Genomic DNA, 13,621 nt, shown 5'->3' with positions numbered 1-13,621 from the left:
GCCTCAGCCGCGCAATGACGCATGAACATGACGACGACGCGCCACTCGACAAAGCCGCGCGCGGCTGCAACACTCGCCGCAAGATCAAAAAGGAGGAAACGATGACGATCAACCGACGCGATCTGGCTCTCTCGACTCTCGCCGTCTCGGCACTCGCGCTCACAACACCGGTGCTGGCGGCCTCGGCCGACGATGAGGCCGTGGCGAAGAAGGTCGAGGCCTTCCGCCTCGCCCAGATCGCGGCCGATCCGAAGGCGCTCGGCGCGCTGTGCTGGGACGATCTCAGCTACAGCCATTCCAGCGGCAAGGTGGAGGACAAGGCGACCTTCATCGCCAACGCCACCGACGGCAAGTCGAAATTCCTGTCGATCGAGTACAAGGACCCGACCATCAAGGTCGTCGGTCCCACCGCGATCGTCCGCTTCCACTGGCTGGGCGAGCAGGAGATGGCGGCCGATGGGAAAAAAGTATCGACCAACCTTCACATCCTGATGAACTGGCAGAAGCAGGGCGACGAGTGGAAGCTCTTGTCGCGCGCCGCAACGAAGTTGTGATGACGACGCTGCCCTCTCCCCTTCTTGTGGGAGAGGGTGGCTCGCCGCAGAGCGGCGCGAGACGGGTGAGGGGTCTCTCTCCGCGAGCGACCTCTCAGAGTAGAACCCGCTGAAACAACCCCTCATCCGGCGCTACGCGCCACCTTCTCCCGCAAGGGGAGAAGGGACGACAGCATTCTGGGCGGCAAAAAATTCCGAGCACGTCTTGGCGCCCCGGAATGACGAGTACGGCGCTTACGCCGCCTCCTTCACATCACCGTTCACCAGCTTGCGTGCGGCGCGCTCGGCTTCGCGGGCGTTGCGGAAAAGCTGGCCTTCGAGACGGTTGAAGCGGTGGGACGAGGCGAAAAAGCAATAGCCTCCGGAAGAACGAACAACGATACCTGCGGTCTGCGAGTCGACTTCGATGATGTAGCTGTCCGGCATAGTCGGTGGATTCCTCAGTGCGGGCAAATAACGGTGCTCCTGCCCAAAGGTTCCCCAGGCATTTGAGGCCGTTTCCACCCCGAATCGACACGCAACTGAGTACGCCGGGACCTCATCCGTTTTATGACTGGTTCTTGGCGAAGCCGCGACGAGGATGACTCAGTCGCGCCGCGTTTGGCGGCGCTTGCCACGCATTCATGAGATGAGGCAGAGCGTCGCGCGCGATTACGTCGCGATCGTCGTGTCAGTCGCGCGAACCGCTTGTGGGCGACCGTGTTCGTCGATCGAGACGTAGGTGAAATTGCCGTCGGTGACGAGAAACGGATGCTCCTCCCCACGACGCAGTGCCCACGCTTCCAGGTGCACGGTGAGCGAGGTACGGCCGACGCGGACAAGATTGGCGTAGACCGACACGAGATCGCCGACATAGACCGCTTTGCGAAAATTCATCGCCTCGATCGCAACCGTCACGGTACGCGACTTCGCGGCCTTTGACGCAAACACGCCGCCGCCGACGTCCATCTGGCTCAGCAGCCAACCGCCGAAGATGTCGCCATTCGCGTTGGTGTCGGCTGGCATTGCCAGCGTGCGAATGCAGAGATCGCCGCTCGGCCCGGTGTTCGCCTGTTCGTTCATGCCGGTTTCACCTAAAATTGTCCCAGCCCGGATCGGGCGCAAAGCGCGCTCCGAATCGCTCGGCCAGCCCGCGCAGGGTGGATACAATGTTTTCCACGCCGCGTGTGCGGGCATAATTCAGCGGACCGCCGCGGAACGGCGCATAACCGGTGCCGAAGATCATGGCGCCGTCGACGGCGTCGGCATCGTCGACGATGCCCTCGCGCAGCGCCGCGACGCAGACGTTGGACATCGGCAGCACCAGGCGGTCGATCATCTGGTCGGTGACGCGCGGGCCGGTCTCCGCTAGCTGCGCCTTCTCCGCCTTGCCGTCCTTCCAGGTGTAAAAACCCTTGCCGGACTTGCGGCCGAGCTCACCCTTGGCGACCTTGTCGCGCAGCCAGGCCGGCGTCGGCGGCAGGAGATCGCCGAATTTCGTGCGCAGCATGTCGCCGACGTCGAGGCAGATGTCGAGCCCGACCTGATCGGCAAGCTCGATCGGTCCCATCGGCATGCCGAACTGCTCGGCCGCGGCGTCGATGAGGCGCTGGTCGATCTTCTCGTCCAGCATCACCATGGCCTCGAGCATGTACGGCGTCAGCGCGCGGTTGACGAGGAAGCCGGGCGAGCTCTTCACAGGCAACGGCAGGCGATCGATTGCACCGACGAAGGCGAGCGCCTGCTTCAGCACCTGCGGGTCATTGCCGTCATGGCTGACGACCTCGACCAGTTGCAGCCGCGACACCGGATTGAAGAAATGCAGGCCCACCAGCCGCTCCGGCCGAGCCAGGCCGTTGCGCAGATCCTGAAGCGGGATGCTCGACGTGTTGGTGGCGAGGATCGCGCCCGGCTTTATCCGCGGCTCGAGCCCGGCATAGACCTTCTGCTTCAGCTCGAGCTTCTCCGGCACCGCCTCGATGATGAGATCGGCGTTGCGCACGCCCTCCCCGTCCATGTCGGGGATGAGGCGATCGAGTGCGTCACGCACTTCGGTCGGCTTGCGGATGATCTTGCGGTAGAGCTCGGCGGCGCGCTTTACCGCGCCCGCGATCGGCTCGGCTTTCATATCGGCGAGCGAGACACGCAGCCCCTGCCCGGCTACCCAAGCCGCAATGTCGCCACCCATGGCGCCGGCGCCAATGACGTGGACATGTTTGATGGTGTTGCCACTGCCTGCGGCCTTCTTCATCTGCTCGCGCAGGAAGAAGACGCGGATCAGGTTCTGGGCGGTCGGCGTCACCATCAACTTGGCGAAGGAAGCCTGCTCGGCTTTCAGCATCGCGGCCTTGCTGCCGCCATGGGTCTCCCAGAGCTCGATCAGCGCATAAGGCGCCGGATAATGCTCGCGGGATGCGGCCTTCGCCGCCTCCGAGCGCATGCGCTTCGCAAGCAGCCCGCGCACGAGGCCGACATTCGCCGCGCGCGTCAGCAAGCCTGGCCGCGCCCGCTTGAGGCGGCCGAACAGCGCGTCCTTCACCGCGCCCCGGACATGCCGCTCCTGCGTCACGGTATCGACGAGGCCGAGCGATCTAGCACGGCGTGCATCGATGGTGCGCCCGGTCAGCATCAGGGACATCGACTGAACCGGATTGACCAGCGCGGTGAAGCGCGCGGTGCCGCCGAGGCCGGGATGCAGGCCGAGCATCACCTCCGGGAAGCCGAAGCGCGCGCCGTCGATGGCGATCCGCGATTGGCAGGCCAGCGCAACCTCGAGCCCGCCGCCGAGACAGAAGCCGTGGATAACCGCGACCGTCGGCAATTTCAACGCTTCCAGATGGTCGATCACCGCATGCGCGGCGCGAATACGCGTCTCCACCATGTCGGGATCGCCAGCGCCACGGAATTCGTTGACGTCGGCACCGGCGATGAAACCGGAGGGTTTGGCCGAGCGGATCACGAGACCGGCGGGACGCTCAGTCTCGATCGCCGCGAGCACGGCGTCGAATTCCTCCATCACCTCGGAGGACAGCGTGTTGGCGCTTGCATCAGCGCGATCGAACAAGAGCCAGGCGACGCCGTCGGCATCGCGCGTCAGCTTGAAGTGCCTGTATGGACTGTCAGTCGTGGGGCTGGGTCCCAGCTCCAGCACGCGGTCGCCAAGCGCGGTCATGATCCTGGAATCCATGGTCACACCGCCTCGATCAGCATGGCGCCGCCGAGCCCGCCACCGATGCATTCGGTGGCAATTCCGCGCCGCGTGCCGAGCCGCTTCATCACGTTGACGAGATGCAGCACGATGCGGTTGCCGGAGGTGCCGACGGGATGGCCGAGCGAGATCGCGCCGCCATCGACGTTGAGCTTGTCACGGTCGATCTCACCGGCCGCGCCGTCGAGTCCGAGGATCTCCCGGCAGAATTTGTCGTCGTTCCAGGCGGCGAGACAACCGAGCACCTGGGTGGCAAAGGCCTCGTTCAGCTCCCAGGTCTCGACGTCCTTGAGGGTGAGGCCGTTGCGCTGGAGCAGCGGCGTTGCCGACATCACCGGGCCGAGGCCCATGATAGCAGGATCGAGCGCGGCCCAGTTGCTGTCGATGATCGCGGCTTTCGGCGCCAGTCCGTGCTTGGCGACCGCGGCGTCGGAGGCCAGGATCACCCAGGAGGCGCCGTCGGTGATCTGCGAGGAATTGCCGGCGGTGACCTGGCCCCAGGGGCGCTCGAACACCGGTCGGAGTTTTGCGAGAGTCTCTGCCGTGGAGTCCGGACGTACGCCATCGTCATGGTCGAAGAACTTGCCGTCGCGGGAGAACGCAGTCTCGACCTCGCCCTTCAGGAAGCCTGCGCCTTGCGCATGCGTGAGCCGGCGATGGCTTTCGGCAGCATAGGCATCGGACTGTGCGCGGGTGATGCCGAAGAGATGGCCGACCACCTCGGCGGTCTGGCCCATGTTCAGATCGGTGATCGGATCGGTCAGCCCGCGCTCGAGGCCGATGATCGGCTTGAGGTCGCTCGGCCGCAATTTGAACGCCGCGGCCAGCTTGGCGGCGACGCCCTTGGCGGTGGCAAGTCCGGCGAACCAGCGCACGCCGGAATTCGGCCAGACCAGCGGCGCGTGGCTCAGCGCCTCGGTGCCGCCGGCGAGGATCATGTCGGCATGGCCTTCGCGGATGTAGCGATAGGCACTATCGATCGACTGCATGCCGGAGCCGCAATTGATCTGCACGGTGAACGCGACCATGTCCTCCCCCATGCCGAGCCGGAGCGCGGCGACACGGGCCGGGTTCATCTCGTCGGCGATCACGTTGACGCAGCCGAGGATGACCTGATCGAAGCTATCAGGCGCAAACGGTTGGCGCGCCAAGAGCGGCCGTCCGCATTGCACGGCGAGATCGACTGGAGTGAACGGCCCCGGCCCCGAACGCGCCTTCAGGAACGGCGTGCGACTGCCGTCGACGATGAATACCGGTCGTGCCATCAGCTCGCCGCCCTCTGTTCACCGAGTTCCTGGAAGAACTGATGCACGTCGCCGGATTTCCTGTAAATCGGCGACAGCGCCTCCGGCGCAAAATCGTCGACCTCGATGACTTCAGTGACGGCTTGATGGGCGGCGGCGAGCTGCTCGCCCTCGGCTTGCGTGATCACGCCTTTGCTGACCGCTTCCTTCCAGTCGCGAACATGCGCAGCGCGCATGCGCTTGGCGATGGCGTCCGTGGCTGCGACCAGCTTGAACGCGCGCTCCAGCCGCGCAAAGCCCCCGTCGTCATCGACATGGGCCAGATCCGGCGTCAGGCGCTCGCGCGCCGCCGACGGCTCCAGCACCAGGCTTGCGCACTGGTGCACGACGCGGTCGGAGGGGCCGAGCACGCGAGCGCCGAACGGCTGGACCACGAGCTTGAGGAAGGCTGCGACGAAGCGGTTCGGCAGATTGGCGAGGATTTCGGCGAGCCGGTTCTCGATGGTCCGAAAGCCCGCCGCCATGCACCATTCCAGCGCGGCAAAGTCTTCCTTCTGCCGGCCCTCATCCTGCCAGCGTTTTAGCGCGGCAGAGAGCAAGTACAGCTCGGAGAGAATGTCGCCGAAGCGCGCCGACAGCATCTCCTTGCGCTTGAGCGCGCCGCCGAGCGTCAGCAGCGCCATGTCGGCGCAGAGCGCAAACGCGGCGGAGTAGCGCGAGAGCTGGCGATAGAATGGCGTGGCGTCGCCCGCATCGGGCGCCAGCGCGAACGCGCCGAAGGTCCAGCTCCGGCCGAACGCGCGGAACAGTGTCCGGAAGCTGTGACCGACGTGTTTCCAGAATGCTTTGTCGAATGCGGTGAGCCCACGCTCGCGGTCGGAATCGGCGAGCGCGTTCATCTCGTCGAGCAGATGGGGATGCGCACGGATCGCGCCCTGGCCGAACACGATGAGGTTGCGGGTCAGGATGTTGGCGCCTTCCACCGTGATCCCGACCGGCACGGCGCGGTGCAGATTGCCGAGATAGCTTTGCGGGCCGTCGATCACGGCCTTGCCGCCATGGATGTCCATGGCATCGTCGATCGCGGTGCGCATCCGCTCGGTCGCGTGCAGCTTCATGATGCCGGAGATGACGGCGGGATGAACGCCGGCATTGAGCGCCGCGCAGGTCAACCGCCGCGCCGCATCCAGCTGATAGGCAGTCGCGACGATGCGTGCGAGCGGCTCCTCGACGCCCTCGAACTTGGAGATGGAGATGCCGAACTGCTCGCGGATGCGGGCATAGGCGCCGGTGGTGCGCGCCGCATAGGCGGCACCCGCAGCAGAGAGCGACGGCAGCGAGATGCCGCGGCCGGCGGCAAGCGCGGTCATCAGCATCTTCCAGCCCTGTCCCAGCCGCTCCTGGCCGCCGATGACATAGTCGAGCGGGATGAAGACATCGCGGCCCCGGTTCGGGCCGTTCTGGAACACCTGCATCGACGGCAGATGGCGCTGGCCGATCTCGACGCCGGGCAAATTGGTCGGGATCAGGGCCACGGTGATGCCGAGCTCTTCCTGGCTGCCCACAAGGTGATCGGGATCATAGGCCTTGAAGGCGAGGCCCAGGAGCGTCGCGACCGGGCCGAGCGTGATGTAGCGCTTGTGCCAGTTGAGCCTGAGGCCAACGACCTCTCGGCCCTCGAACTCGCCCTTGCAGATGATGCCGGTGTCGACCATCGAGGCGGCGTCGGAGCCGGCTTCGGGGCTGGTGAGGCCGAAGCAGGGAATCTCGCGGCCGTCAGCGAGCCGCGGCAGCCAGCGCGCCTGCTGCTCTTTCGTGCCGAAGCGCATCAGCAGCTCGCCGGGCCCGAGCGAGTTCGGCACCATCACCGTGACCGCCGCCGCGATCGAACGCGTCGAGATCTTGCGCACGACCTCCGAATGCGCATAGGGCGAGAAGCCGAGACCGCCGAATTCCTTCGGGATGATCATGCCGAAGAATTTCTCGCGCTTGACGAAGTGCCAGACATCCGGCGGCAGGTCGCGCCATTCCCAGAAGATCTTCCACTCGTCGAGCATGGCGCACAGCTCGTCGACGGGGCCGCTCAGGAAGGCCTGCTCCTCGCTGGTCAGCGTCGCCTGCGGGATCTTCAGAAGCTTGGACCAATCAGGGTTGCCGGTGAAGAGGTCGGCGTCCCACCAGACGTCGCCCGCCTCCAGCGCCTCGCGCTCGGTGTCGGACATCGCCGGCAGCACGCCGCGCGCCCAGGAGAAGATCGGCTTTGTCAGGGTGTCGCGGCGGAAGCTCATGGCTGACCTCATGCATCGGCGCGGTTGTCGGGCATTTTAGCGGAAACTGGCTGGCGGAGGCGAACACTTCGCCTGCAAAATTGACGCGGCCGGGCGGCCCCGGACCATAACGGCCAGGGTGCGCGGGCAGTTCCGGGAGGGAAGGAGCGGTAGCCCGGATGGAGCGGAGCGCAATCCGGGGAAATCTATCCGTGAGGTGAGAATCCCGGATTTCGCTGCGCTCCATCCGGGCTACGAAGCTGGATGGCCTAATCCGGCCGCACCATCTCGAACATATTTTCCGGCTTGATCTCGAAATAGTCGCCGCGGCGGCCCGCGCGGACGATGGGACGGGCGGCGGCGGTCTGGTAGACGCCGTCCTTGATCATGGCCTTGTCGATGTGAACGGCGACCACCTCGCCGAGTGTCAGCCAGGCGTCGGCCTCCTTGCCGTCGGCGCCCTTGAGCCGGACGACGTCGGACACCTTGCATTCAAAGGCGACGGGACTCTCGCCGACGCGCGGCACGTTGACGAGCTTGCCGGGCACGGCGGTGAGTCCGGCAAGCTTGAACTCGTCGACCTCGGGCGCGACATGCGCGGCGGTCGCATTCATGTGCTTGGCAAGGTCCATCGTGGCGAGATTCCAGACGAACTCGCCGGTCTGCTGGATGTTCTCCACCGTGTCTTTCCAGTTGGTGGAGGAGAAGCCGATGATCGGCGGCACGTAGCAGAACGCGTTGAAGAAGCTGTAAGGCGCGAGATTGACGTGGCCCTTGGTATCGCGAGAGGAGATCCAGCCGATCGGACGCGGCGCGATGATGGCGTTGAAGGGATCGTGCTTGAGGCCGTGGCCCTTGGAAGGCTCGTAGAAGTACAGGTCTTTGTCGGTCACGCTGGCTTTCCCCTGCTCGTCATTGCGAGCGCTGCGAAGCAATCCAGGCTGTTTCCGCGGAGGGATTCTGGATTGCTTCGCTGCGCTCGCAATGACGGAGTGTGTTGATCCGTCCTGGGCCGCTACCCGCCGCTCAGTCCGGCCGGTACGACCTGCTTATAGGAGAAATTCCCCCGCCCCGTCAGTGGCGCGGCGACAGACCCGCGATGACGAAATCGATCATCTGGTCGATGTTCGGGCCCGGCTTGGTGGCACACTGGGCGATCATCTGGGGGTGGAAGAACCGCATCATCGCGGTGCACGAGCAGAGCGCAGCAAGTTCCAGGTCGGGCGCCTCGAACTCCCCGGAGGCCACGCCTTGCGCGATCACCTGACCGATCATTCCGGCGACACATTCCATGTGGGTGACGCAGACGTCCCAGTCCTCCTGCATCGCGATCTCGACCATCTCGTGCAACTTGTTGTCGCCGACATAGCGCTCGGTGTTCATGCGATGGATGGTGGTGAGCAGCTCGCGGAAGCGCTCCCGCACGGGACCCGGCCGCGCCACGATTCGCTGCGCTTCGAGCTCGACCTCGCCCATCAGGCCCCGCGCCACGGACTGATGGATCGCCTTTTTCGATTCGAAGAAGCGATACACGTTGGCGGGGCTCATCCTGAGCTCCTTGGCGATGTCCCCGACCGTGGTCTTCTGATAGCCGATCTGGCGGAACAGCCGCTCGGCCACCTCGAGGATACGGTCCCGGGTGTCGCCTTCGATATGTTCCGAAATAAGGGCCATCAATCAGGACTCGTTCGTCAGCAGTCTTCTCATTTATTCAGCCGCCTCAGCAAGCGGAATTGCATGCGGGTCATTGCTCCCATGCTGCGGCGCGGCAGGCTGCTCGGGGGTGCCCGCCTCATCCAGGCTCTTCCTGAACCAAAGTGCATAGAGGCCCGGCAGGTACAGCAGCGTCAGGAACGTCGCGACGAACAGGCCACCCATGATGGTAATCGCCATCGGGCCCCAGAAGGCCGAGCGCGACAGCGGGATCATGGCGAGGATGGCGGCGAGCGCCGTCAGCACCACCGGACGGGCGCGGCGGACGGTGGCCTCCACGATCGCCTCCCGCCGGGTCATGCCGTGAGAGACGTCCGTCTCGATCTGGTCGACCAGGATGACCGTGTTGCGCATGATCATGCCGGCGAGCGCGATCAGGCCGAGCAGCGCCACGAAGCCGAACGGGGCATTGGCGACGTTGAGGCCGAAGGAGGCGCCGACGATGCCGAGCGGTGCGGTCAGGAATACCAGGATCAGGCGCGAGAAGCTCTGAAGCTGGATCATCAGCAGCGTCAGCATCACCATGACCATCAGCGGGAAGAGGATGAAGATCGAGGCGTTGCCCTTGGCGGATTCCTCGAACGCGCCGCCCGCCTCGATGCGGTAGGCCGGCTCGAGGTGATCGGTGATCGCCTTCAGCTTCGGTGTGATCTGGCCCGTGACGTCAGGCGCCTGCACGCCGTCGACGACGTCGGAGCGCACGGTGATGGCCATGTCGCGGTTACGCCGCCACATGATCGGCTCTTCGTGAGAGTATTCGATCTTGGCGATCTGCTGCAGCGGCACGGCAACGCCATTGCGCGAGGTGATGGTGAGATCACCGACGCCGCCGAGATCGAGCCTCTCGGACGGGATCGCACGGGCGACCACGGCCACCTTCTCGATGCCGTCGCGGATGGTCGTAACCTGCGCGCCCGAGATCAGCATCGCGAGCGCCTGTGAGACGTCCTGCGGGGTCAGGCCCATGGCGCGGGCGCGGTCCTGGTCGACGACGAGCTTGAGGTAGGGCGATTGCTCGTTCCAGTCGAGCTGGACGTCCTTGACGCTCTTGTTCTGCCGCATGACGTCGCGCACCTGGTAGGCGATATCGCGCACCTTGTTGGCATCGGGGCCGATCACGCGGAACTGGACGGGGAAACCGACGGGCGGACCGAAATTGAAGCGGTCGACGCGCACGCGCGCCTCGGACAGGAAGCCCTCGGCAGCCGCGTTCTCGATCTTGGCCTTGATGCGCTCGCGCGCCTCGACGCCCTTGGCGACGACGACGATCTCGGCAAAGGCCTCGTTCGGCAGCTGCGGATTGAGGCCGAGCCAGAAGCGCGGCGAGCCCTGGCCGACATAGGACGTATAGGTCTCGATGTCCTTGTCGTCCTTCAGCAGCGTCTCGGCCTGCTTCACCGCCTTTTCGGTGACGTTGAACGCGGTGCCCTCGGGCAGGCGCAGCTGGAGGAACAGTTCGGGCCGCTCCGACAGCGGGAAGAACTGCTGCTGGACGTGACCGAAGCCGACGACCGAGGCGATGAAGACGCCGACGGTCGCGACCACCACGGTGATGCGGTGGTTGACGCACCATTGCACGATGGCGCGCAGGCCGCGGTACATCCGGGTCTCGTAGACCGCGTGCGGATCGTGATTGTGGTGCGCCTTCATCTCCGGCAGCAGCTTGACGCCGATATAGGGCGTGAAGATCACCGCCACGAACCAGGAGGCGACCAGCGCGATCGCCACGATCCAGAAGATGCTGCCGGCATATTCGCCGACCGCGGAATTGGCAAAGCCGATGGGGAGGAAGCCAGCGGCCGTGACCAGCGTTCCCGTGAGCATCGGAAACGCAGTAGATTCCCAGGCAAACGACGCCGCGCGCATGCGGTCCCAGCCCTGCTCCATCTTCACCACCATCATCTCGACCGCGATGATGGCGTCGTCGACGAGCAGGCCGAGCGCGATGATCAGCGCACCCAGCGTGATGCGGTGCAGGTCGAGCGACATCATGTTCATGACGATGAAGACGATGCCGAGCACCAGCGGCACCGAGAGCGCGACCACGATGCCGGTGCGCCAGCCCAGTGCCAGGAACGAGACGAACAGCACGATGACGAGCGCTTCCATGAAGGAATGCACGAACTCGCCGACGGCGTGCTCGACCACCTTGGGCTGGTCCGCGATCAGCTTGACATCGACGCCCTGCGGGACCGCCTTCATGAAGTCAGCCGTCGCCTTTTCGACCTCCTTGCCGAGGTCGAGGATGTTGGCGCCCTTGGCGGTGACGACGCCGATGCCGATCGCCGCCTTGCCTTCCTGTCGGACGACGAAGCTCGGCGGATCGACATAACCGTGGGTGACGGTGGCGATGTCGCCGAGGCGGAACACGCGGCCGTTGCTCTCGACCGGCGTTTCGGCGACGGCCTTGGCGCCGTCGAGCGCGCCGGTGACGCGCAGCGGCACGCGCTGCGACGAGGTTTCGACCGTGCCGGCGGGCGTCACGTTGTTCTGCTTGGCGAGCGAATCGAACAGCGCCTGCGGCGTGATGCCGAGCGTGGCGAGCTTGGCGTGGCTGAATTCGACGAAGATGCGCTCGTCCTGATTGCCGTAGACGTCGACCTTGGTCACGCCCGGCACCTTGAGGAGGCGCTGACGGAAACCTTCGGAGACCTTCTTGAGCTGGGCATAGTCGGCGCCGTCGCCGGTCATCATGTAGAGGATGGAATCGACGTCGGAGAACTCGTCGTTGACGACGGGTCCCAGAATGCCCGAGGGCAGCTGGCCCTGCACGTCGACCAGCTTCTTGCGCAGCAGATAGAAGAGATAAGGCACGTCCTTCGGCGGCGTGCTGTCGCGGAACGTCACCTGGAGCGCGGTGAAGGCCGGCTTGGAATAGGTCTGCACCTTCTCGAAATAGGGCAGCTCCTGGATCTTCTTCTCGATGGGGTCGGCGACCTGCGTCTGCATTTCCTGCGCGGTCGCGCCCGGCCAGATCACGGAGACGTTGACCACCTTCACCGTGAAGAACGGATCCTCGGCGCGGCCGAGCTTCTCATAGGAGAAGTAGCCGGCGACGCCGAGCATGATCATCAGGAAGAGAACCAGCGTCGGATGGCTGACGGCCCAGGCCGAAAGGTTGAAGCGCTTCATCGCTCTCTCCGAAAAGACGATCCAATTGCCAAAAAACGACAGCCACTCTGTTCAAACCATCATCGCGAGGCAGCGAAGCAATCCAGGGGGCTGGGCAGATTCTGGATCGCTTCGCCGCTTCAGCCTTTGCTTAGGGACAACGGCCGAAACTCGCCTCGCAACGATGGAACTCGTAAAAAACTCAGAACGACAGTGACGACACGATCCGCACCCGCTGGCCCGGATCGAGCTTCTGCACGCCGAGGGCAACGATCTTGGCGCCCTCTTCCACACCGCTGGTGATGACGACGTCGCCGCTCTCGTAGGACTTCACCGTCACCGGTTTCAACGTGAGCGCGCCGTTGTCGTCGACGACGTAGAAGGACGGCTTGCCGCCTTCGTTGAACAGCGCCGACAGCGGCAGCCGCGCGACGCGCTCGGTCGCGGCGTCCGACAGCGTCAGCGTCGCGGTCATGCCGAGCGCGACCTTGTCGTCGGCCTCGGGCAGCGAGAACTTTGCCAGATAGGTGCGCGTGGCCGGATCGGCCGCAGGCGCGATCTCGCGCAGCTTGGCCGTGTACTTCTTGCCCGGCTCGGACCACAGAGTGACGCTGGCGACGCCCGACTTGGCGCGTCCGACCAGCGTCTCAGGGATCGCGACGACCGCTTCCTTTTCAGCAAAGCGGGCGACGCGGATCGAAGCCTGGCCCGCGGCGACCACCTGGCCGGGCTCGATCAGCGTTGCGGTGACGACGCCACGGGCGTCGGCGTTGAGCGTCGCGTAGGAAAGGGAATTCTTGCTCAGCTCGAGCGCGCGCTCGGCGCGGTTCAGGCGCGCGCGGGCTTCGTCCGCGGCGGCGCGGCTCGAATCCATCTGCGCGTCCGTGGTCCAGCCCTTGGCCTTCAAATCCTTGGCGCGCTGCTCGGCGGCGGCAGCCTGGGCCAGCACGCCGGTTGCCGCGGTCTGTTCGGCCAGCGCCTGCTCAGCCTGGAGCTTCAGATCGACCTCGTCGAGGGTGGCGAGCGGCTGGCCGATCTCGACGGTCTGACCGACTTCCACGAGGCGTTTTGCAACTTTACCGGCGACGCGGAAGCCGAGGTCGCTCTCGATCCGGGGCCTGACGGTGCCGACGAAGCTGCGCTCCGGGGTCTCGCCATCATAATGCGCGGTTGCGACCAGAACCGGCCTCGGGGGCTCGGCTTTCTCGGCGACGGTGTCATTGCACCCGGCCAGCGAAGCTGCCATCAGGGCCAGCGACACACCTGCCAACAGCCTGGAATAGCTCGATAAAACCGACCGGACGAACATCGAAGGACACTCCTGCATCTCGAATGAGAGGAATGTCGACTAATCACTGATAAAAGTCAATAATCGTCAGTCATCAGGAATGCGTGATCGTTAAGGGGTGGTAAGGAGCGCATAGGCGGTTGCTATGGGGGGCTATTGTAGCAACCATTAAATGGCGGCGGTGTTTTGAGCCGACGGATCGCCTGCGCCTGCCATGATGACGCCGTGCTCGCGTCCGTCAAGGCGTGGCCTGGCGG

At 65.0% G+C, this 13,621-nt stretch carries 10 protein-coding genes; 1 reads left to right on the top strand and 9 read right to left on the bottom strand.

Annotated elements, in window-relative coordinates:
- The first annotated feature begins 101 nt into the window (after positions 1–101).
- Positions 102–554 carry a nuclear transport factor 2 family protein gene (locus IVA81_RS15630; RefSeq protein ID WP_247319618.1) on the top strand — a complete coding sequence of 151 codons (453 nt, stop codon included), beginning with the start codon at positions 102–104 and terminating at the stop codon, positions 552–554.
- 234 nt (positions 555–788) lie between these two features.
- Here IVA81_RS15630 and IVA81_RS15625 read toward each other — a convergent pair whose 3' ends face one another.
- The 9 genes from IVA81_RS15625 to IVA81_RS15585 form a co-directional block, all read right to left on the bottom strand.
- Positions 789–980: a hypothetical protein gene (locus IVA81_RS15625; protein ID WP_018645288.1), complete on the bottom strand. Its 192-nt coding sequence runs from the start codon at positions 978–980 to the stop codon at positions 789–791.
- Between the two features lie 225 nt (positions 981–1,205).
- Positions 1,206–1,616 (bottom strand): acyl-CoA thioesterase, encoded by a 411-nt coding sequence (locus IVA81_RS15620; protein ID WP_247319617.1) that lies wholly within the window; start codon positions 1,614–1,616, stop codon positions 1,206–1,208.
- A gap of 7 nt (positions 1,617–1,623) precedes the next feature.
- On the bottom strand, positions 1,624–3,720 hold the full coding sequence (locus IVA81_RS15615; RefSeq protein WP_247319616.1) for a 3-hydroxyacyl-CoA dehydrogenase NAD-binding domain-containing protein: 2,097 nt from the start codon (positions 3,718–3,720) through the stop codon (positions 1,624–1,626).
- Between the two features lie 2 nt (positions 3,721–3,722).
- Positions 3,723–5,006 carry an acetyl-CoA C-acetyltransferase gene (locus IVA81_RS15610; protein WP_247319615.1) on the bottom strand — a complete coding sequence of 428 codons (1,284 nt, stop codon included), beginning with the start codon at positions 5,004–5,006 and terminating at the stop codon, positions 3,723–3,725.
- A complete protein-coding gene (locus IVA81_RS15605) occupies positions 5,006–7,273 on the bottom strand; it encodes an acyl-CoA dehydrogenase (protein ID WP_247319614.1) in 2,268 nt (755 codons plus the stop codon). Before IVA81_RS15605 ends, IVA81_RS15610 begins: the two co-directional genes overlap by 1 nt.
- 248 nt (positions 7,274–7,521) lie before the next feature.
- Positions 7,522–8,145, bottom strand: coding sequence for a flavin reductase family protein (locus IVA81_RS15600; protein WP_247319613.1), 624 nt, complete (start codon positions 8,143–8,145; stop codon positions 7,522–7,524).
- Between the two features lie 181 nt (positions 8,146–8,326).
- The gene (locus IVA81_RS15595; RefSeq protein WP_247319612.1) at positions 8,327–8,926 is read right to left on the bottom strand and encodes a TetR/AcrR family transcriptional regulator; all 600 of its coding nucleotides are present in this window, start codon (positions 8,924–8,926) and stop codon (positions 8,327–8,329) included.
- A 33-nt stretch (positions 8,927–8,959) separates the two neighbouring features.
- Positions 8,960–12,097 (bottom strand): efflux RND transporter permease subunit, encoded by a 3,138-nt coding sequence (locus IVA81_RS15590; RefSeq protein ID WP_247319611.1) that lies wholly within the window; start codon positions 12,095–12,097, stop codon positions 8,960–8,962.
- A gap of 181 nt (positions 12,098–12,278) precedes the next feature.
- On the bottom strand, positions 12,279–13,385 hold the full coding sequence (locus IVA81_RS15585; protein ID WP_247319610.1) for an efflux RND transporter periplasmic adaptor subunit: 1,107 nt from the start codon (positions 13,383–13,385) through the stop codon (positions 12,279–12,281).
- Positions 13,386–13,621: the final 236 nt, after the last annotated feature.

It is taken from the genome of Bradyrhizobium sp. 141 (genome assembly GCF_023074055.1).
Taxonomy (GTDB): domain Bacteria; phylum Pseudomonadota; class Alphaproteobacteria; order Rhizobiales; family Xanthobacteraceae; genus Bradyrhizobium.
Note: the sequence above shows the minus strand (reverse complement) of the source record. Positions and strands in the feature narration are given on the sequence as shown.

Excerpts from the sequence above, each read along its gene's own strand:
- IVA81_RS15630 (WP_247319618.1), top strand. The coding sequence starts at position 102 with ATGACGATCAACCGACGCGATCTGGCTCTCTCGACTCTCGCCGTCTCG.
- IVA81_RS15625 (WP_018645288.1), bottom strand. The coding sequence starts at position 980 with ATGCCGGACAGCTACATCATCGAAGTCGACTCGCAGACCGCAGGTATC.
- IVA81_RS15620 (WP_247319617.1), bottom strand. The coding sequence starts at position 1,616 with ATGAACGAACAGGCGAACACCGGGCCGAGCGGCGATCTCTGCATTCGC.
- IVA81_RS15615 (WP_247319616.1), bottom strand. The coding sequence starts at position 3,720 with ATGGATTCCAGGATCATGACCGCGCTTGGCGACCGCGTGCTGGAGCTG.
- IVA81_RS15610 (WP_247319615.1), bottom strand. The coding sequence starts at position 5,006 with ATGGCACGACCGGTATTCATCGTCGACGGCAGTCGCACGCCGTTCCTG.
- IVA81_RS15605 (WP_247319614.1), bottom strand. The coding sequence starts at position 7,273 with ATGAGCTTCCGCCGCGACACCCTGACAAAGCCGATCTTCTCCTGGGCG.
- IVA81_RS15595 (WP_247319612.1), bottom strand. The coding sequence starts at position 8,926 with ATGGCCCTTATTTCGGAACATATCGAAGGCGACACCCGGGACCGTATC.
- IVA81_RS15590 (WP_247319611.1), bottom strand. The coding sequence starts at position 12,097 with ATGAAGCGCTTCAACCTTTCGGCCTGGGCCGTCAGCCATCCGACGCTG.
- IVA81_RS15585 (WP_247319610.1), bottom strand. The coding sequence starts at position 13,385 with ATGTTCGTCCGGTCGGTTTTATCGAGCTATTCCAGGCTGTTGGCAGGT.